Source organism: Acinetobacter sp. 25-47-122, from assembly GCF_056779695.1.
This window is the reverse complement of the sequence record NZ_JBWYIJ010000007.1, coordinates 57106-75700: the sequence shown is the minus strand read 5'-3', so window position 1 is coordinate 75700 and position 18595 is coordinate 57106. Positions and strand designations below refer to the sequence as shown.

The 18595-nt window shown below is 38.4% G+C and carries 17 protein-coding genes and 8 tRNA genes; 16 read left to right on the top strand and 9 right to left on the bottom strand.

Translation table 11 applies throughout. The features are described from left to right. Positions 1–71: 71 nt before the first annotated feature. The 3 genes from dapE to AC1M9P_RS08095 form a co-directional block, all read right to left on the bottom strand. Positions 72–1205: a succinyl-diaminopimelate desuccinylase gene (gene dapE, locus AC1M9P_RS08105; protein WP_035269063.1), complete on the bottom strand. Its 1134-nt coding sequence runs from the start codon at positions 1203–1205 to the stop codon at positions 72–74. Positions 1206–1343: 138 nt separating this feature from the next. After that, positions 1344–1496 carry an entericidin A/B family lipoprotein gene (locus tag AC1M9P_RS08100; RefSeq protein ID WP_092766976.1) on the bottom strand — a complete coding sequence of 51 codons (153 nt, stop codon included), beginning with the start codon at positions 1494–1496 and terminating at the stop codon, positions 1344–1346. 126 nt (positions 1497–1622) lie between these two features. Beyond that, a complete protein-coding gene (locus AC1M9P_RS08095; protein WP_481587273.1) occupies positions 1623–2468 on the bottom strand; it encodes a DUF1853 family protein in 846 nt (281 codons plus the stop codon). A 99-nt stretch (positions 2469–2567) separates the two neighbouring features. Here AC1M9P_RS08095 and AC1M9P_RS08090 point away from each other — a divergent pair, with 99 nt between their 5' ends. From AC1M9P_RS08090 to AC1M9P_RS08040, 11 genes are all read left to right on the top strand, one after another. After that, on the top strand, positions 2568–2936 hold the full coding sequence (locus tag AC1M9P_RS08090; RefSeq protein ID WP_035269059.1) for a YbaN family protein: 369 nt from the start codon (positions 2568–2570) through the stop codon (positions 2934–2936). Between the two features lie 36 nt (positions 2937–2972). Next, entirely contained in the window at positions 2973–3500 is a 528-nt protein-coding gene (gene elsL / locus AC1M9P_RS08085) for a cell wall-recycling L,D-carboxypeptidase ElsL (RefSeq protein ID WP_481587272.1), read from the top strand. A gap of 212 nt (positions 3501–3712) precedes the next feature. Beyond that, positions 3713–3788 (top strand) — tRNA-Val (locus AC1M9P_RS08080). 22 nt (positions 3789–3810) lie between these two features. After that, positions 3811–3887 (top strand) — tRNA-Asp (locus AC1M9P_RS08075). 49 nt (positions 3888–3936) lie between these two features. Next, positions 3937–4013: transfer RNA gene (locus AC1M9P_RS08070), tRNA-Asp, on the top strand. Positions 4014–4035: 22 nt separating this feature from the next. Continuing rightward, positions 4036–4111: transfer RNA gene (locus AC1M9P_RS08065), tRNA-Val, on the top strand. Positions 4112–4124: 13 nt separating this feature from the next. Beyond that, positions 4125–4201: transfer RNA gene (locus AC1M9P_RS08060), tRNA-Asp, on the top strand. A 23-nt stretch (positions 4202–4224) separates the two neighbouring features. Beyond that, a tRNA-Val gene (locus AC1M9P_RS08055) sits at positions 4225–4300 on the top strand. 51 nt (positions 4301–4351) lie between these two features. Beyond that, positions 4352–4428 (top strand) — tRNA-Asp (locus AC1M9P_RS08050). A 92-nt stretch (positions 4429–4520) separates the two neighbouring features. Beyond that, positions 4521–4596, top strand: a tRNA-Val gene (locus AC1M9P_RS08045). A 76-nt stretch (positions 4597–4672) separates the two neighbouring features. Continuing rightward, positions 4673–5143: a DUF2750 domain-containing protein gene (locus AC1M9P_RS08040; protein ID WP_035268330.1), complete on the top strand. Its 471-nt coding sequence runs from the start codon at positions 4673–4675 to the stop codon at positions 5141–5143. Between the two features lie 5 nt (positions 5144–5148). Here the strand turns inward: AC1M9P_RS08040 and AC1M9P_RS08035 are convergent, their stop codons facing one another. From AC1M9P_RS08035 to AC1M9P_RS08015, 5 genes are all read right to left on the bottom strand, one after another. After that, positions 5149–5889 carry a YdcF family protein gene (locus tag AC1M9P_RS08035; RefSeq protein ID WP_481587271.1) on the bottom strand — a complete coding sequence of 247 codons (741 nt, stop codon included), beginning with the start codon at positions 5887–5889 and terminating at the stop codon, positions 5149–5151. A gap of 142 nt (positions 5890–6031) precedes the next feature. Continuing rightward, the gene (locus AC1M9P_RS08030) at positions 6032–8611 is read right to left on the bottom strand and encodes a PepSY domain-containing protein (RefSeq protein ID WP_481587270.1); all 2580 of its coding nucleotides are present in this window, start codon (positions 8609–8611) and stop codon (positions 6032–6034) included. Between the two features lie 155 nt (positions 8612–8766). After that, positions 8767–9327, bottom strand: a complete 561-nt coding sequence (locus AC1M9P_RS08025; RefSeq protein WP_481587269.1) for a YcxB family protein — start codon at positions 9325–9327, stop codon at positions 8767–8769. Positions 9328–9428: 101 nt separating this feature from the next. Then, the gene (gene yccS / locus AC1M9P_RS08020; protein ID WP_481587268.1) at positions 9429–11603 is read right to left on the bottom strand and encodes a YccS family putative transporter; all 2175 of its coding nucleotides are present in this window, start codon (positions 11601–11603) and stop codon (positions 9429–9431) included. A gap of 146 nt (positions 11604–11749) precedes the next feature. Beyond that, positions 11750–12457, bottom strand: coding sequence for a nitroreductase (locus tag AC1M9P_RS08015; protein WP_481587267.1), 708 nt, complete (start codon positions 12455–12457; stop codon positions 11750–11752). 376 nt (positions 12458–12833) lie between these two features. On the opposite strand from AC1M9P_RS08015, the gene AC1M9P_RS08010 reads away from it, so the two are divergent. From AC1M9P_RS08010 to AC1M9P_RS07990, 5 genes are all read left to right on the top strand, one after another. Then, positions 12834–14087 carry a DcaP family trimeric outer membrane transporter gene (locus AC1M9P_RS08010; RefSeq protein WP_481587266.1) on the top strand — a complete coding sequence of 418 codons (1254 nt, stop codon included), beginning with the start codon at positions 12834–12836 and terminating at the stop codon, positions 14085–14087. Between the two features lie 507 nt (positions 14088–14594). Continuing rightward, positions 14595–15842 carry a sodium/glutamate symporter gene (gene gltS / locus AC1M9P_RS08005; RefSeq protein WP_180028146.1) on the top strand — a complete coding sequence of 416 codons (1248 nt, stop codon included), beginning with the start codon at positions 14595–14597 and terminating at the stop codon, positions 15840–15842. A gap of 131 nt (positions 15843–15973) precedes the next feature. Beyond that, on the top strand, positions 15974–16969 hold the full coding sequence (locus AC1M9P_RS08000) for a patatin-like phospholipase family protein (protein WP_481587265.1): 996 nt from the start codon (positions 15974–15976) through the stop codon (positions 16967–16969). Between the two features lie 153 nt (positions 16970–17122). Continuing rightward, a complete protein-coding gene (locus AC1M9P_RS07995; protein WP_035268348.1) occupies positions 17123–17302 on the top strand; it encodes a hypothetical protein in 180 nt (59 codons plus the stop codon). Between the two features lie 170 nt (positions 17303–17472). Next, positions 17473–17988, top strand: coding sequence for an acyl-CoA thioesterase (locus tag AC1M9P_RS07990; protein WP_179998589.1), 516 nt, complete (start codon positions 17473–17475; stop codon positions 17986–17988). A 31-nt stretch (positions 17989–18019) separates the two neighbouring features. On the opposite strand, the gene AC1M9P_RS07985 is transcribed toward AC1M9P_RS07990, so the two are convergent. Beyond that, the gene (locus tag AC1M9P_RS07985; protein ID WP_481587264.1) at positions 18020–18370 is read right to left on the bottom strand and encodes a hypothetical protein; all 351 of its coding nucleotides are present in this window, start codon (positions 18368–18370) and stop codon (positions 18020–18022) included. Positions 18371–18595: the final 225 nt, after the last annotated feature.

Sequence of the window (18595 nt, the reverse complement as noted above, 5' to 3'; positions counted from 1 at the left end):
GTATTTTAAGCGAATTAAAAAAGGATGCATTCGCATCCTTTTTTATATTTCATTGCTCTTAAATTTTAATGTTATGCCAATAGCTCAATTAAGATTTTTTCATAAATTTCAGCCAAAGGTTCCAAATGTGCGATTTCAACATGCTCATTAATCTGGTGGATCGTGGCATTAAGTACTCCCAGTTCGAGAACCTGAGCTCCAGTTGGTGCGATAAAGCGGCCATCTGATGTACCACCACTGGTTGATAATTCTGTTGTCGTACCAGTCACATCCAAAATCGCTTTTTTGGCAGCATTGACGAGCTCTCCAACAGGGGTAAGGAATGGTAAACCTGATAGTGTCCACTCGATATCATACTCAACGCCGTGGCGATCTAAAATTTCATGTGTACGTGCTTTTAATTCATCAGCAGTAACTTCTGTAGAATAGCGGAAGTTAAATAATAAGTTCATCGTGCCAGGCACAACATTGGTTGCACCCGTTCCAGCAGAAATATTCGAGATTTGGAAAGACGTTGCAGGGAAATACTCATTGCCTTGATCCCATTCTGTCTCACATAATTCAGCAATTGCTTTTGAGGCTGTATGAATTGGGTTAATGGCCAAATGTGGATAGGCCACATGCCCTTGCTTACCTTTCACTGTTAAATTGGCATTGAGAGACCCACGACGGCCATTTTTAACAATGTCACCTAAAGTATTCGTACTTGACGGTTCACCAACTAAACACCATGTCATTTTTTCTTGGCGTGCTTCTAAAGTTTCTACAACTTTCACTGTTCCATTGATAGATGGACCTTCTTCATCTGAAGTGATCAAAAAAGCAATCGAACCTTTGTGGTCTGGATGCTTAGCAACGAAACGTTCAGAGGCAATTACCATGGCTGCCAACGCCGTTTTCATATCTGCACTGCCACGCCCGTATAACTTTCCATCTCTAATTTCTGGGGCGAATGGATCGGAGTTCCACGCTTCTAGATTGCCTGTAGGAACAACATCAGTATGACCCGCAAAACAAAACACAGGTGATTCAGTCCCGCGACGAGCCCATAAGTTATCTACATCTTCAAAACGCATATTTTCAATGTTAAAACCAATCTTTGATAATCGATCAGCCATAATATTTTGACAGTTATGATCGACTGGAGTCACTGAAGGTTGGCGAAGTAATTGTAAGCTTAAATCGAGTGTTGCAGATTGGGTCATGGAAAGAAATCGAATTGGTCAAAGTCGAACTATCATAAAGTATGTTGAATTTGATGCAAAATATTAATCATTCAAGGGAATCAAATTTAAATAAAAAAAGCCCTATTAAAAAATAGGGCTTTTAGCTTCAACTTCGAATTAGTTGTTACGAATTTCGTTTGAAGTTTTTTCAGCAGTATTTGTTACAGTTTCCCCAGCTTTTGAAACGTCTTGTCCAAAACCTTTGAATGTATTACAACCAGTTAATACAAATGCAACTACGAATGAAGCGGCTAATACTTTTTTCATCATTATCTCCAATGATTGTAAATTATTTTGATGCTTAATCAGAATAAAAATTAATCATTTAGAAGAATATGAGAGTTTTATTATCAGAATGTTATTAATTGTATTCGATACATTTTTTTATTACACGAACTACACGTAAGGAAGCTTTAATGCTGGTTGACGGTACATATAAAACTGATTTGTCTGTACATTGTGATAAAGCCCATTGCTCCACCAATGTGCTTCATTTGAAGTCTGACTCGCATTCGGACAAATCCATTCCTGTCTTTCCAGTCGATAAAAAGATGATCGTAATTGATGTCCCCATGTGCCTATACGACGATGTGGGCTGACCCAGTTGGGTATGGTCTGAAGTTCGGTATGATACGGAAAGTAGAGTTGACCTTTCATCACCGCAATTTTTCGATCAATTTTATAAGTATTGGCTTGAGTAAATTGAAATTGCTTTTGCGTAAAATGATTGAGCTTTCTAAATAGAGTGTCGCTTCGATTTAATCCGTACCAATGTTGAAGTTGAAAGTCTTGTTCTGCTAAATAAAATTTCAGTGCAACTTCCCATTGTTCAATTTCTTGGGTGTGATGATTTAATATCACAAAGTCAATTTCACCCAAAGTATGGCGGCCGTCAATGATTTGAACACTGTGATCTAACAGCGAAAAATCAGCTTGATCGCGTTGATCATCTTGCAGCCAGAACCACATTAAATATTCAAAGCGCAAACCTAGACGCGTACTTTTAAGTTGCTGAATAAAATCAATCAGCTCTTGTGGGTTTTGATCTAGATCATGCAGTCTGGAGATATATTTTTCGTACTGAGTTTGCCAAAATTGTTCATGGTGCAATTCAAAAGGATGAACGATCGTTAATTCTTTAGGCGCAAAACGAATAATATTAGGACTTGCGATGACAAAAGCCAGTTGACGTACAATTGTATGATGAAAGTTCTGCCATGGCTCATAAAAATCAGATTGCACCGTTTCTCCAACTAGAATTCAAAATTGAAAATAAATTTACAATCAGACACTACCACAAAAGCATATATACTAGTGAGATTCAACTGAATGAGTTGCGGTATGAAAATCGTGTTTTGGCGGAGCTTGGTCATTATTTTTGTGACTCTAGGTTTTATTGGTGCGCTATTGCCAGGATTGCCAACCACAGTCTTTTTAATTCTTGCCGCATGGGCTGCTTCAAAAGGTTGGCCACAGGTTGATGATTGGCTACTCAATCATCCTAAATATGGACCAACACTGCGAAATTGGCGTGAGCATGGCACGGTTCCACGCAAAGCAAAATGGCTCGCCTCGATGATGATGTTGATCAGCGGTATTCTTATGCTTTATACCAATGCTCCTGATTTAGTAAAAATTTTTACGAATCTCACCATGCTAATTGTCGCGATTTGGTTGTGGTTAAGACCTGAATCAAAAAATATTGTTTAAATAAATGATTAAAAATAATTTAACGCTGAGTTTTGTATGAACCCAAATCTTGAAAGTTATACCCTAAGTCAGGCGGATATCCTGATTGATATGGCGAAACAAGTTCTATATGTACCACGTATGAAAAAAAGCTATTTGGTGTCTACTGGATTGAACGGTATAGGTGAACAGGAAAATTCAGGTAAAACACCAAGAGGATGGCATCGCATTGAACAAAAAATTGGCGATGACCACCCAATCAATGCTGTTTTTAAAGCACGTATTTGGACTGGGGAGATCTATGATGTGGAACTTGGTGAGCAATCTCCAGAACGTGACTGGATTCTAACTCGAATTCTTTGGTTAGCAGGTTTAGAACCTGGTTTTAATCAAGGGGAGGGTTGTGATACCTATAATCGATATATCTATATTCATGGTACGCCAGAGTCAGAACCTTTAGGTATTCCTAAATCACATGGATGTATTCGAATGCACAGTGCAGATGTCATTGAGCTATTTGATATATTGGACGAAGGCGCTTTAGTCTATATTTCAGAACAAGAGATCCAATTGGATCAAATTTAAATCAGAATCGTAAAATGTGTTGTGATAAAAACTTTGAATAAAAATAAAAACATATCTCTAATCAGGCAAATAATAGACAAAAAAGCGATTTTTCAAGAGAAATGATCTATTTTTTAATCATTCAAACTGAAAAACTGAGAAACCTGTAGAAAAGCGTTTGACAGTATCTGAGGATTCTCTATAATGCACCACACAAACGATGAAGTCGTAAAGGGCGCTTAGCTCAGTTGGTAGAGCGTCTGCCTTACAAGCAGAATGTCGGCGGTTCGATCCCGTCAGCGCCCACCAAGCCTTTACGTTAAGTTTTAGTGCAGCGGTAGTTCAGTTGGTTAGAATATCGGCCTGTCACGCCGAGGGTCGCGGGTTCGAGTCCCGTCCGCTGCGCCACTTTAAACTTAATAGATTGTTTGTACTTTAATAGAGATATTACATAAGTGCAGCGGTAGTTCAGTTGGTTAGAATATCGGCCTGTCACGCCGAGGGTCGCGGGTTCGAGTCCCGTCCGCTGCGCCATTTTATGTAATGACCTTATTAAGGGCGCTTAGCTCAGTTGGTAGAGCGTCTGCCTTACAAGCAGAATGTCGGCGGTTCGATCCCGTCAGCGCCCACCAGATTTTTTGTGATGCAGCGGTAGTTCAGTTGGTTAGAATATCGGCCTGTCACGCCGAGGGTCGCGGGTTCGAGTCCCGTCCGCTGCGCCATCCTAAAAATCAAAGCCTAATAAGGGCGCTTAGCTCAGTTGGTAGAGCGTCTGCCTTACAAGCAGAATGTCGGCGGTTCGATCCCGTCAGCGCCCACCATATTCAAGCTGCAAAGCTTATATGACCCTAATTGCGTAAGCAGTTACCGTTGCAGCGGTAGTTCAGTTGGTTAGAATATCGGCCTGTCACGCCGAGGGTCGCGGGTTCGAGTCCCGTCCGCTGCGCCATTTTCTAGATCCCTTGTCTAGATATAATGGTTTAAATCAGCAAGATTTCTTTCTTGCATCTTAAAAATAGCGGTGCTATTTTTATTCCTCAAGGGCGCTTAGCTCAGTTGGTAGAGCGTCTGCCTTACAAGCAGAATGTCGGCGGTTCGATCCCGTCAGCGCCCACCATATTCTTTCTATAAAAAGTCTTTTAAGTTTCTATAATTTATATAAAATATGATGAATTCATGTTTATAATAGAATTATGAGAAATCCATACCAGCGTAAGCCTTCAAGTACCTCTATTGCCTCTACAGTTGTCTCTCCAAAAGAACAATACCAACAATTTATGGAAACAATTGTCGCTCAGGCTAAAGTTTATAGTTTATATAATGATGGCTGGGCATTGTGCTCCACTCCATCTGGTCAGCGCACGCTTGCTGTTTGGCAAAGTAAAGGTATGGCACAATTATTGGTTCGTGATAAGTGGGAAAAATATCATGTGGAGGAAATCCAACTGATACCATTTATTGAACAAGTTGTTCCTTATATTCGACAACACAATACGCATTTGTCACTGAACTTGATGCCAGAAGGTCAAAATGTTTTGGTATCGGGGCGACAATTTCTAATTGACCTAAAAGCTTATCTATACCAGTTATCGATCGATCAACCTGAAAAATTAAATAGAGAAGGGGTTCCTTCGCCTCGAAAAATCCGAATACATGATAAATAGAAAATTTAGTATTCTCTTAAAATCCAACCACTAATATAAGCAAAATATTCTCTAAGCCATGCGTTATATCGTGTGGTTAAAGGAGTTTCAGCACTGACTGATGTGATTTGGGTATAACCTTGAAATCGGGCAATGGCTGCAGCACGTGGGGTATGAAAATCACTGGTGACAACCACAATATGACTATCTTGGTTTAAGCCTATTCTGTTTAGCAGCGGAACACTGTTTTTTAGATTGAGTTCGGTGCTGGTGCTTTGACTTTCTTCAAATATACGCTGTGGGTGAATACGATACTTGTCGATCAAATATGCTTTCATCACTGCAGCTTCAGTAATTTTCTGATCAAAACCTAAACCGCCAGTTACAATAATAGAACTACTGGAATATTGAGCGGCGATCGTTGCACCTTGGTCTAATCGAGCCTGAAGCGTTGGGGAGGGTTGGTTATTGATTAAACCACTACCCAAAATAATAATCGCATCAGGTGGTGTATTCATAATGGGGGAATGATTTGATTTAGCTAAAAAATAAAAAAAAATAGCCAAGCTGATTAACCAGATGGAAAAAATTGTCCATCCCATTTTCCAAAACAAGTTAAAGTTAGAATGATTCAAACGGTAGTGTTGGATTTTCTTATTAAAAAACAGACATACAATAATCATTATGCCAATAAATGCTGGAAGTACAGTACCTAAATGAATTTTATTTTGACTGATTAAAATGATTCCATCGATTAATAGTATCAATGCTATTAACCAAGCGAAAAATTTTAAAATCCTTATATACATTCGATGTCATCACTAGTGGGAAATGAGAAAAAGTATATCGCATAAAAAAACCGAGCAGATTAAATAAAAATCGTGCTCGGTTTTGATCATAATAACCGTGTTAGTAAACGTCTCTACGGTAGCGACCAGCTTGTCTTAATTCATCTACAGTAGTTTCACCTAAGATTTCAATTAAAGCTAGATCAACATCGCTTGCCATACCATTGATACTGCCGCACACATAGATGACAGCACCTTGATGAATCCATTTAACGACTTCATCCGCATTTTGACGCAGAATATGGTGTACATAGACTTTTTCTGGTTGGTCTCGAGAGAACGCAAGATCAATACGCTTTAACATCGCTGTATTTTGCCAAGCTTCGATTGTTTCTTTATAAAAGAAATCATGTTCGCGTTGGCGTTCACCGAAGATGAGCCAGTTGTCAGTGTAGTCTAAGCGTACGCGAGCTGAAATTAAGCTCATTAGCCCTGCGATTCCTGTCCCGTTACCGATACAGATAATCGGTCGATTATCATCAATTAAATGGAATGATTCATTGGTTCGAATACGAAGTTGTACCTGAGCACCAACCGCAACATGATGTGTTAACCAGCCTGAGCCTAAGCCGAGTTGCTGCTGTTCATCACGTTGTTGACGTACCACCAAGCGCATCATGCCTTGAGTTGGAATACTTGCGATCGAATATTCACGAGTAGGTAAATTTTCAAGCTGCTCAACGAGTTCCTCAGCTGTAGCAAATGGCTGAATCTCGCTATTTAAATTTTTATTCCACAGGCTTTCAACTAAGGTTTGACCTGTAGTTGCGAGAACTAAAGCCTCATCTAAGTTGTGCTGTTGTAAAAATGCTTGAATACGTTCAATGCTATTGCTGGGTTGAATTTCCGCAATATCTCCAGCTTGCCAGATCGCGTCGTGATTAGACTCAAGCTCTAAATTATAAGCTGGTTGACCCAAACTGTTTGGATTAAGCAGTGTACGTTTTTGCAGTTTCCATTGATCAAAGACTTTATCAATAGATAGTGTTGCTAATTCCAATTGAGCAGCTTGTGCGAGTGCATCTGTCCATTTTTGAATATCTTGGTTATTGGCATTGTCTACTTCAATCACATTAAAGAGCGGAGTTGCACCAGATGCATTGAACCAATCATAAATACGATGACCAAAACTACAATAAGTGTCAGGATATTCACGTGAACCAAGTGCCATAACTGCGAATTGAGCGTGACTTAGATTCAGTGGATGAGACATCAATTTCTTTTCAAAGCTTGCAGCTAAGTCTGGAGCTTCACCTGTACCGTAAGTACTCGCGACCACTAGAATTTGAGATGCTGTTTGTAGCTCATCAGTGGTCAGGCTTTGCACTGATTTAACAGTGACGGGTTGGCGTGCTGTTTGCAGAATTGAAGCTGTACGCCAAGCCAATTGCTCGGATACACCAGTTTGACTTGCATAAGCGATGAGCCAAGGTTTGGCATTTGGATCAACATCAACCACTGCTAAATTTTGCTTCGCTTCACGGGTCAATTGTTTTTGCTTGCGGCGTTTGAGATAGAGCATCCAACCCGTCACAAAGAATAACGGCATAGCGAGTGCAGCTAACATCGCGAAGAACTGGTAAATAGGACCAAAGAAGCTGCCACGGTGTACAGGTAACATGCTGCTCATAATTTTTTCATTGAGCTTTTTGTCTTCGTACAATTCAACATCTTTCAATTGATTCGTATTTAAGTCGACAGTCGCTTTGTTACGAGCGCGTTCATGTTGCGGAACAGGATCAACGAAACTCAGTTCTAATTCACCGTTTGCACGTTTAGGAATGGTGAAGGTTACGGAAGAAAATTGATTTTTAAACTGTTGATTAAATGTAGACCAAGATTGGTTGAGCGCAAATTGAATCTGTTCTGTTTGGAGTGATTTACGCTCTTCACGTCCTTTACGTCCTTCACGTTGAGCGTTTGGTCCAGCATTTGAACCAGGACCACCCGCTTGCATTTGGGGTTGCGGGCGCTCAACACCAAGCACTTTAAACATGCCGTTGCGCCACCAGTCATATGACCAATATAAACCTGTACAAGCCAACATGAGATAGAAAATGGCCACCCATGTTCCAACGACTGCATGTAAATCCCAAATAAAGTTTCGACCTTTTAATTTGGGTTTAACTGAAAACCATTGTTTGAAACTGTGTTTTTTCGGCCAACGTAGATATAAGCCACTGAGGACAAAGAAAATAAGAATCAGTGTACATGCACCGGTAATTTGTTTTCCAACAGGTCCGACTGTCAAGTTACGATGAAGTTGTTGTACGAATGCAAAGAATTTTCGACCTTTAATTTCAGGAAGTAATTCAGCACTGTAGGGATTGATCATCATGGTTAAACCACGACGTTCACCTTCCTTCGCAACATTGATACTCGATGAGTCAGTAGGTTGAGCAGCAATCGTAATGCTATTGATTTTAAGATCAGGATGCTCCTGCTGGAAATGTTGATAAATTTCAGCTGGCGTTAATTTTGGGCGTTGTTCAGCAACAACTGTATAACTTTCCTGATTGATCAGCTTGATAATTTGCTGCTCATAAGAATATATTGCCCCAGTGACACCCATAAGTGCCAAAATAAGGCCTGCTGTTATTCCGAAAAACCAGTGTAACTGGAAAAATATTTTCTTGAACATAAGGGTCTGAGTGAATTGGAATTTTTGAATGGTGCGATTATAACCTAACTCAAAAAAAGTGGAATGTATTTGAAGATAATATTTATTCTCATTCTCATATAAAAAATTGTGATAAAAAAACCTCCAAAGTTGGAGGTTTTAATATAAAGCCGTATTTACAGTGATTTTGGCTCACCAACGCTTTCTTTAAGATGTTTACGGATGGTCTCGAAAGAGAAATTTTTGCTGTTCATTCGTTTTGGCAGGATATAAGCACCTTGCTGACCTTTAACTTTAAAGTTCACCAAAATGAAATCTGGCGTGTTATACCACTCATAGATATCTTTCCAACCAATTGAACCTACACCTTCTTGTAGTCCCATTTTTTGACGCATCACGATACCATGAGGCTGAACACCTAATTTAATTCCACTAATTTCTTGTACTGGAAACTCATTCATTTTGCGTTTAGCGTACCATTCTAGTCCAAACTTTCGTACTAAAAAGTATGTCAGCACACAGACTAAAGCCACCCAGCAAAATACAGTAGAGTAATTTTTAATAAAAATTAGACCCAAAATTGCAAGCGCAGTAATTGCACCCATAATAGCCCAAGCTTTAGTTCCAATTTTATTTGTGCTGCGCCAGATTGCGAGTTGCGCATGGCGTTGTTCAGCTTCAGTAACCTCGTAAGGAACGGGTTGTAAAGTGTAGGCGTATAAGTTTTTTGCAGTCATAGTTTCGTTAACAAAATGTGTATATCTGAGCAGAGTTTAGCATTAAATTAATACAATCAGGGAGTATATTGTACTAATTTACTGCCTTGAAAATTCAACATTTACAGTGATGCCAATGCGCTGGATTGAGTATCATGTTCATGACTTAAACTTTGTTTTAAGGTACTCAATCGTCTTAATACACCAAGCATTAAAGAAAGTTGCTGTAAAACAATCAATGATTTATGTGAATCCTGATCATCTTTATTCAAACGTTCACGAATCGCGGACTCCAAATTTGTCAGATTTAGCTCAGGGAATTCATCTCGCAAAAAAGCACCTTGGATATCATTTAACGCTTGTTGAAGTAGTTCTAATGTTGACTGATCTTGAATTTTTTCACGGTGTGCACCTAGCGCAGCAATATAGCTGATAAACGTATGATTGAGACAGAGGAACTCAAATGCTAGAGATTTTTGCGTTGGATCAAAATCAGGTTCTGTTGCTAATGTCGATATGAGTGATGCGACATCCGCATCACGATTATGTGCAGTGCGGCGGACTACGCGGTAGTTCAAACTATTATTACGTCCATGATGGTACTGTTGTACGACTTCAGTAAGATACTGGCATTGAGCTTCGAGTGAACGTCTGATTGAATGGGGGAGTCGTCTGAATTTCCAATCTGGAAAAATAAAGCTCACCCCAAACCATGCCAATGCACAGCCAATTAAAGTATCTAACATTCGAGGAAATGCCGCTTGGAAACCTAAACCGTCCAAATTGAAATTAATTAAGGCTAAGATCGTAATAAAGGCAGTGGCTTGCGCATATTGCTTACTGCGTAATTCAAAAAATAGGACACCACTCACAATTAATAATAAGAGTTGACCTTCAACAGAAGGAACGAAATACAGAATTGCAAAACCAAGAATAATGCCACCGAGTGTTCCCATGATCCTGAGTCTGAGTCGACGTTTTGTGGCGTTGAAGTTTGGTTGACTAACAAATAGGGCTGTTAAGAGTACCCAATAACCGTATTCGATATTGGTGACTTGAACAAATACATATCCGATGAAAAGTACGATGGAAACACGAATTGCATGTCGAAAGAGAACGGATTCAGGTGTTAAATTTTGTTTGATACGAGAAACGATATCTTCCCAACCTTTCAGATCGTCATCTTTAAGTTGGTTTTCTAAATGTTTAGTGCGATCAAACTTAATATGCCGTTCAGTTTCAAGATTTCGTAATTGAGCATCGATGGCTTTTAAGTTCTGGAGTAAGGCAAAAAGAGCATTGACCCAGATAAGATCATGTTTTTGTTCATCACGAATTTTTTCTAATGACTTTCTGAGATTACTAAATGCATGTTCAAAACGTGGATTATGCTGGTAAGTTGTACGATTTAGGATGCTTTCGCTTAAATCTTTACAGGCTTTTGCTTGCAGTGTCAAAATGCGTTGGAAGCGAAATAAAATATCACTATGTTCAAAGGCTTTGGTTAATTGTTGATAATCAATATGCGCTGAGTCAGCGCGCTCGTGAATATCCTGTGCAATAAAATAATATTGTAAGCTGCGACGGGTATCAGTTTGACCACGGTCTCCTTTTAGTCGGGTAAGGAGTGTGGTTTTCATATCATTGAAGATACCCACTAATTTCCCATTTTCCAGTGACAAGCTAATCATACTTTTTTGGTAGCTATTCGCTGTCATATCCACATCAAAGAGATTAGATTTAGCAAAAAGGAAATCACCGAGTGAAGAATAGCTTTTCGAGAGCTGATCTTGAACTTGTCGAGCTGGAAAAAGCAAGAAACTAAGCGTAGACAAGATCCCATACCAAATGGCACCAATCACCAAAAGACTGGGTTGCATGTACCATTCGTCAAAAATATCAACACCTAGCATGGCATAGACAGAAATCACTAAGCAACCATATGAGATGGTGGCATAACGTCTGCCTAATGAGCCCAGTAAAATGAGACCAATACAAGAGATGATCAGGCCTGAAGCAAAAAGTACAGGATATGGGAATAACAGTTGAACAGAAGCTGCCGCAATAAAGAAACCAATATAGGTATAAATCAGATTCATGATACGTACTGAGAAGCGATCATCGATGTCGCTCAGACCAGCAGCAACAACCCCTAATGTTAATGGAATCGTCATCAATTGCTGATCTAACAGATAGGGAATAAACGCGGTACCTGCGAAAGCGACGATCATCCGCAGGTTATACATAAATGAAGTATTATAGGTCGCTTTTTTAAGCTGAATCAGCCATTTGTTCAAACCAGAATCCTTTATGAATAGAGGATAGGGGGAGATGAATATAAGTTGAATATTCATCTAATTTAAATAGAAATTATATGCTTGAAATTAACTGTTTGTCTTTATAAAACCACCCTAACTGAATGAGCGTTTTAATCCTTAAAAAATCAGTCTTCCAAGAAAACAGCAAACTCTTCAACTGGAACTCGAGGTGTTCTGAAAGTATTCACAAGCGCATCTGGGTCGGCATAGCCTAAAGCCATCCCACAAACGAGTTCTTCGTTGGCAGGAGCATCCAGAACATCAGTGACGATTTGATGAAAATGATTCCATGCCGCTTGAGGGCATGTATCTAAACCACGTGCTTTTGCTGCAAGCATAACATTTTGAATCATCATGGAAATATCCATTTTAGAGCCAATGCCCATGGCTTTATCCACGGTAAAGAAAATGCCAACAGGTGCATCAAACAATTGATAGTTTCTAAGATGTTGTGCAGCCATCTTCTCCTTTTCACCTTTTTGAATGCCCAGCAATCCATAAAGTCCCCAACCATTTTCACGACGACGATCGATATACGGGGAAATCCATGTTTCTGGATAATAAGCATAAGTCTCTGTGTATTGTTGAGCAAGTTCAGGGTTTTGATAAAGTTGCATTTGTGCATGACAAACTTGATCAATTAACCGTTGACGACGTGCGCCTGTCACCACATAGACTTTCCAGGGTTGAGTATTTGTGCCAGAAGGTGCTCTTGATGCGACTTCTAAGATTTCTTGGATAAGTTTTGTGTCTACGGGGTGATCTAAAAAGGCACGTATAGATTGGCGGCCAGTGATCACTTCATCAACGGCTTGAGTATGTTCTGTGGACATTGCAACTCCTATTTGAATAATTTTGGATGATCAATGATGTCTCTACGACTAAGGTATAATTTTGAATATGCTTTTAAATAAAGATTTTATAAATTATACAGATATAAACTTTTTTCAATTCATCATCAGAAATTGTGATTGAGAAAATTGGTTTTGACAATAAAAAACATTTAATTATGAAACATAAGTTGCTAGATTAAGTTACAACGAATACACATTATGTTACGTATTTATTTTAATCAATTCATCAAATTTTAAAAAAAGCAGTTTAGTGCATCGTTGATTATTTTAAATTAATCAAACGTTGTGATTGGGATTCAGCAGGTTGACCAAGCATATATGCACGGATGTAAGATGAAATAATTGGAGATTTTTAATGAGTCAATCAAAACATCAAACATTTTTAAAGAAAAGTTTAGCAATCGCAGTTGCAACTTTTGCAGTTTCTACTGCACAAGCAGCGACTGAAAAAGATGAAATTCAAAAATTACGCCAAGAAGTTGAAGCGTTAAAAGCTTTAATTCAACAGCAACATCAAGTACAACAACAGCAGCAAGTACAATTGGCTGAAGTTAAAGCTCAACCAGTAGCAGCAGCGCCTACAAACTTGAAAACTAAAGCAGGTGCTGAAGTGAATCTATATGGTTTTGTACGTGGGGATGCGAACTATATCATTGAAGGTGCTGACAATGACTTTAATGCTGTAAACAGCGTTGGAACGAGTAATAATCCGTTAGTTGAAGATAAATTACGTGCAACGGCTAAAACAACACGTCTTGGTTTAGATTTCAAATCTAAAGTAGAAGGGGCAGACGTTGGTGGTAAAGTAGAAGTGGACTTTGCAGGCTCAAATGAAGCATTACGTATTCGTCATGCGTATTTAACACTAAATAATTGGTTATTCGGTCAAACTACTTCAAACTTCTTGTCAAATCATGCTCCAGAAATGATCGATTTTGGTACCAACATTGGTGGCGGAACAAACCGTTTACCGCAAGTGCGTTGGTCTCACAAATTAGCGCCAACAACTCAATTATTTATTTCAGCTGAAGAGGGTAATTCTACTGGAGATGGTATTAAATACCGTCTTCCAACTTTAACTGCAAAAGTCACGCAAGCTTATGCAGAGGGTAAAGGTAATGCTTCAGCTCGTGCCTTAATCGAAAATTATAAATCTGATACCGCTGGTGATGATAAGACTGGTTTTGGTGTAGCGATCGGTACAAATTACCAAATTAGCGAACCACTCAAAGTATCTGCTGACGTGTCTTATGTAAAAGGAAACAGCAACTATTTATATGGCTCAAATAGTGCTTATGTTGTCGATGCAAATAACAACATTGAACAAAATGAGTTTATTGCAACGCAAGTGGGTGCTACATATAAGTTCTCACCTCAGTTACGCTCAACACTGGCTTATGGCGCACATTATGCTGATGACAGCACGGGATATGCTAAAACTAACCCAAGTGCAAATGAAACTGTTCAACAAGCCTGGATTAACTTCATTTACACACCTGTGAAACCTGTTGATCTAGGTGTTGAATATATCAATGGTAAGCGTGAGACTTTCGCAGGTCAGAGCTATAATGATGACCGTGTAGGCCTAATGGCGAAATACAGCTTCTAAGCATGATTTATAAAAAACCGAGCATAGTCTCGGTTTTTTTCACTTGTCATTCATCAGTTCAGACTAAAGAATGTCTGAATTTTGCTGATTGAATAAACAAAAGTAATGCGAATTATAAAAAAAAGTGCATAATGTTCGGCTTAAACAGTGAGCAGTCCTGATCATCAGGAATTTCTTAATCATTTTAAGTTCACTAAAACATATTTAAGTGTTTGTTTGAGCCATAAATCAATTGTATCTAGCAAAACGCATGTCTAAGAATAGAGTGCGTTTTGTGCTACTGATTTATTTTGAAAAGTGTATGTTTTTTATTAACAAGATTGAATCCAATGAAATCGAGGAATTAATATATTGTTACTCAATTAAAAATTTTATCTAGTCTTTTAGATAATCAATATTGAATAAGGATATGTTTATTTTTGGATGTGAGATTCGAAATAAATCTTATTGATTAAAAAACAAGCATAATATGAATTAACAGTCATCTGTATTTGCTGAGAATTAATGATGGAATTTACTTTTAACGCTTTTTACACGTTAATTGCTGCAGTAATAGTTTTATTGCTTGGCCGTTTTCTTGTCAACAAAATCGACTTCTTAAAAAAATATAATATCCCAGAGCCTGTAGCTGGTGGTTTGGTGGCTGCCATAGTTTCGTTAATTGTTCACAATTTGTGGGGTTACAGCATTACTACGAGTAGTGAATTGCAAACCAGTTTCATGTTGGTGTTTTTTGCGTCGATTGGTTTGAGTGCAAACTTCGCCAAACTCAAAGAAGGTGGTATGGGACTGGTGATCTTCCTGATCTGTGTCGCATCATTTATTATCGTACAAAACTTTGTCGGTATGAGCCTTGCAACGTTACTTGGTATTGATCCACTTATTGGTTTAATTGCAGGTTCTATTACCTTAACTGGTGGTCATGGTACTGCTGGTGCATGGGGTGAGATTTTAGAAGTAGAGCATGGTATTCAAGGTGCTTTAGCACTGGGTATGGCAAGTGCGACATTTGGTTTGATTATTGGTGGTTTGATTGGTGGTCCATTAGCAAAATTATTGATTAATAAGCACCAGCTCTCATCACCAGTGACGAATTCGGTTGAAAAAGACACACGTGATGCGAATGCAATTGCAAATCCGAATGATCAAGGCGAGTTTGTGCCTTTTGAAAACCGTAATCAAGTTCGTTTAATCACTGCGGATAATGCGATTACCACATTAGGTTTATTTGCTGCGTGTTTGGCATTTGCTGAATTTATGACAGGTTATAGTAAAGGCACTTGGTTTGAGCTTCCAACTTTCGTTTGGGCATTAGGTGGTGGTGTTATCCTGCGTAACATCCTCGAAGGTCTCATGAAAGTGGAAATCTTCGATCGTGCAATTGATGTATTTGGTAATGCCTCGTTATCGTTATACCTAGCAATGGCACTTCTTTCACTTAAGTTGTGGCAATTGGCTGATCTTGCAGGCCCATTGGTTGTGATCTTAACAGCTCAAACCTTAACTATGGCATTGTACGCAGCATTTGTCACTTTCCGTGTGATGGGTAAAAACTACGATGCAGCAGTTCTTGCAGCAGGTCACTGTGGTTTCGGTATGGGAGCAACACCAACAGCAGTTGCAAACATGCAGGCGATTACAAATATGTATGGTCCTTCACATAAAGCATTCTTAATAGTACCTTTATGTGGCGCCTTCTTTGTTGACTTAATCAACGCAACAGTGATTCAGATGATTCTAAAATTCTTTGCTTAATCTGAAGATTTTTTAAGAAAGTGTCATTTACAAAAAGCCCCTCATCTGGGGCTTTTTGTCATAAAAAATTCATACAGACGACCTGTCAATGATATGCTTTCATTCAGTTTAGATTTTTAATTTCTGATGCAATGAAGAAGTTTGTACTCCTGATTTCCCTCTTATCTTTGATTTGCTTACAAGGCTGTCAACAGGTTGTAGCCAAAGCTCAGCTTTCAAAATCTGTGTCTACACCTTTGGTGGATGCTTCATCTCATATCATTAAAAATAAGCATAAGAAAACTGATGCTCCAAGTATCGCATTGGTGCTTGGGAGTGGGGGAGCGCGAGGCTATGCGCATATTGGCGTCATAGAAGTTTTAGAGCAACGTGGAATCAAGCCTGATTTTATTGTTGGTACCAGCGCAGGGAGTATAGTCGGGTCAATATATGCCAGTGGAAAATCAGCAAAATCGTTACGTGAAGTTGCATTAAATATGCAAGTCAGTGATGTACGTGATTTTAACATTGGTATTCAAGGATTTTTTGATGGCGCTAAGGTTGAGAACTATGTCAATAAACAAGTGGACTTTATGCCCTTAGAACAGCTTCCTATTCCAATGTATGTGGTGGCAACAGAGTTAAAAAATGGAAATTTAACAGTATTTAACTATGGTAATACTGGGCAAGCAGTGAGAGCTTCTATCTCTATTCCAAGCATGTTTATTCCCGTAAAAATTGCTGATAAGGATTATGTTGATGGCGGTTTAGTGAGCCCTGTACCAGTCAATGTGGCGAGAGAATTAGGGGCAGATATTGTCATTGCTGTTGATATTTTGGCCCAGCCAGAGCACACGGAAACCTCGAATGTGTGGGGGATGTTTAATCAAAATATAAATATTATGCAAAATAAGATCGCGTATAACGAGCTAAAAAATGCAGATATTGTGATACAGCCAGATCTAAGAGAAAAAGCACATATCTTTGATGTTAAGGGTCGTGAAAATACGATTCAAGCAGGTATGACTGCAGCATTGAATAAGGTTAGTTTATTAGAACAGGTACGTCATCGGACGATAGGACAATATGATGCTCATCAGTATCCTGCCCATGATGATAGTAAAAGAGCTGTTTGTTTAAATTGCTAAATTAAATCAGATCTTAATTGTCTCATAAAATATTTATAAAAAATAAGTAAAATCATTGTTATAAATTGAATGATTGGTATATTGGGGTGATAAAAACGAGGGTTAGTACTTTATCTAACCCTTAAAAAGATGAAATATAAATTAAGGTGTAGTGTGTCAGTTTTTCAAGTTGGTCAAATTGTTTATTTAGCGTCAAATTCAGATATTACATTCGAAATAATACGAATTAACTATGATGAAACTTATGAAATCCAAGTCAAGAATCAAGCATCGTTAAAGTTAAAATACGATAATATTTCTGCTGAGATGCTTCGTTTAGTCAAAGATGAATAAATTTTAAGCAAATTTATCATAGCTTCAGAGAGTGAATGATTTCCTCTGATACTTTTAAGCTATCAAGTCTTGAAATTATTGGAGTTTGTTTCTGATTTAAACATTTTATAATCAAGAAAAAAGTTATAATAGTGTATTAAATCTCCTGTCATGATTGAGTTCTAATATTTATGTCCGAATTTAACCAAGCGTTACCGCTTGCAGATGATCAGTCTGAATTAACGATGTCTGTATTAATGACGCCGGATATGGCGAATTTCTCAGGTAATGTACATGGTGGAACAATTTTAAAGCTGCTTGACCAAGTTGCTTATGCGTGTGCAAGTCGATATTCAGGTTCTTATGTGGTAACTTTATCTGTTGATAAAGTGAACTTTAAAGAACCAATCCACGTGGGTGAGTTGGTGACTTTTTTAGCCAGTGTGAATCATGTGGGGCGTACCTCAATGGAAATTGGGATCCGCGTTGAAGCACAAAATATTCAAAAACGTACGGTACGACATACCAATAGTTGTTATTTCACAATGGTCGCTGTGGATGAGAATGGGAAACCAAAACAAATTCCACCGCTAAACCTAGATAATGACTGGAAACGTTGTCGTTTTGAAGCTGCTGAGCACCGTAAAATTGCTCGTTTGAATGAAAATCATCATCCTTCTTGCAGCATATATAAGAAATCCGTTTAAGAAAAAAGACTTCACATGGTGAAGTCTTTTTTTATGGATTTTGTAGCTTGGCGAGGGTATGTCCATCGACAATCATGTACCAGTTGCCTTGTGCATCCTTGTAGGGTTGACGAGTGACAATAAATTTCGTGTTGATAGGACCTAAACCTGTTTCAAATCCAGTATCTGAAAACTGTTTAATTGGAGCTGAAACGGCGGTTTTTTTACTGAGCTGATTGTTACTATATTCTATACGACCATTAGCAGTAATATTCAATTGAACACGACTGTCCGCGCTAATCCAATGTCCTACATAATCCAGTTTATCCTCTGGTAAAGGTTTGGAACATGCAACCAGCCATAGGCTGAGTATAGATATCCCAAGAAATTTCTTCATTTTCATGTTACGTGCTTAGAACTAAATTGGCTTTTTGATTAAAATATGTGATTTATATATTATTTATATCGTTTTATGAGAATTATGTATATGTGTTTATCGTAATTTATAGAGAATTATTCAAAAAAAACAGGCATAAAAAAGTAGAGCTGTAGCAAAGCTCTACTTTTAATCAGATCAAGCCATCGGGGGAAGACTTGGTCTAAAATTCAGTCAATTTATTTTTGATTA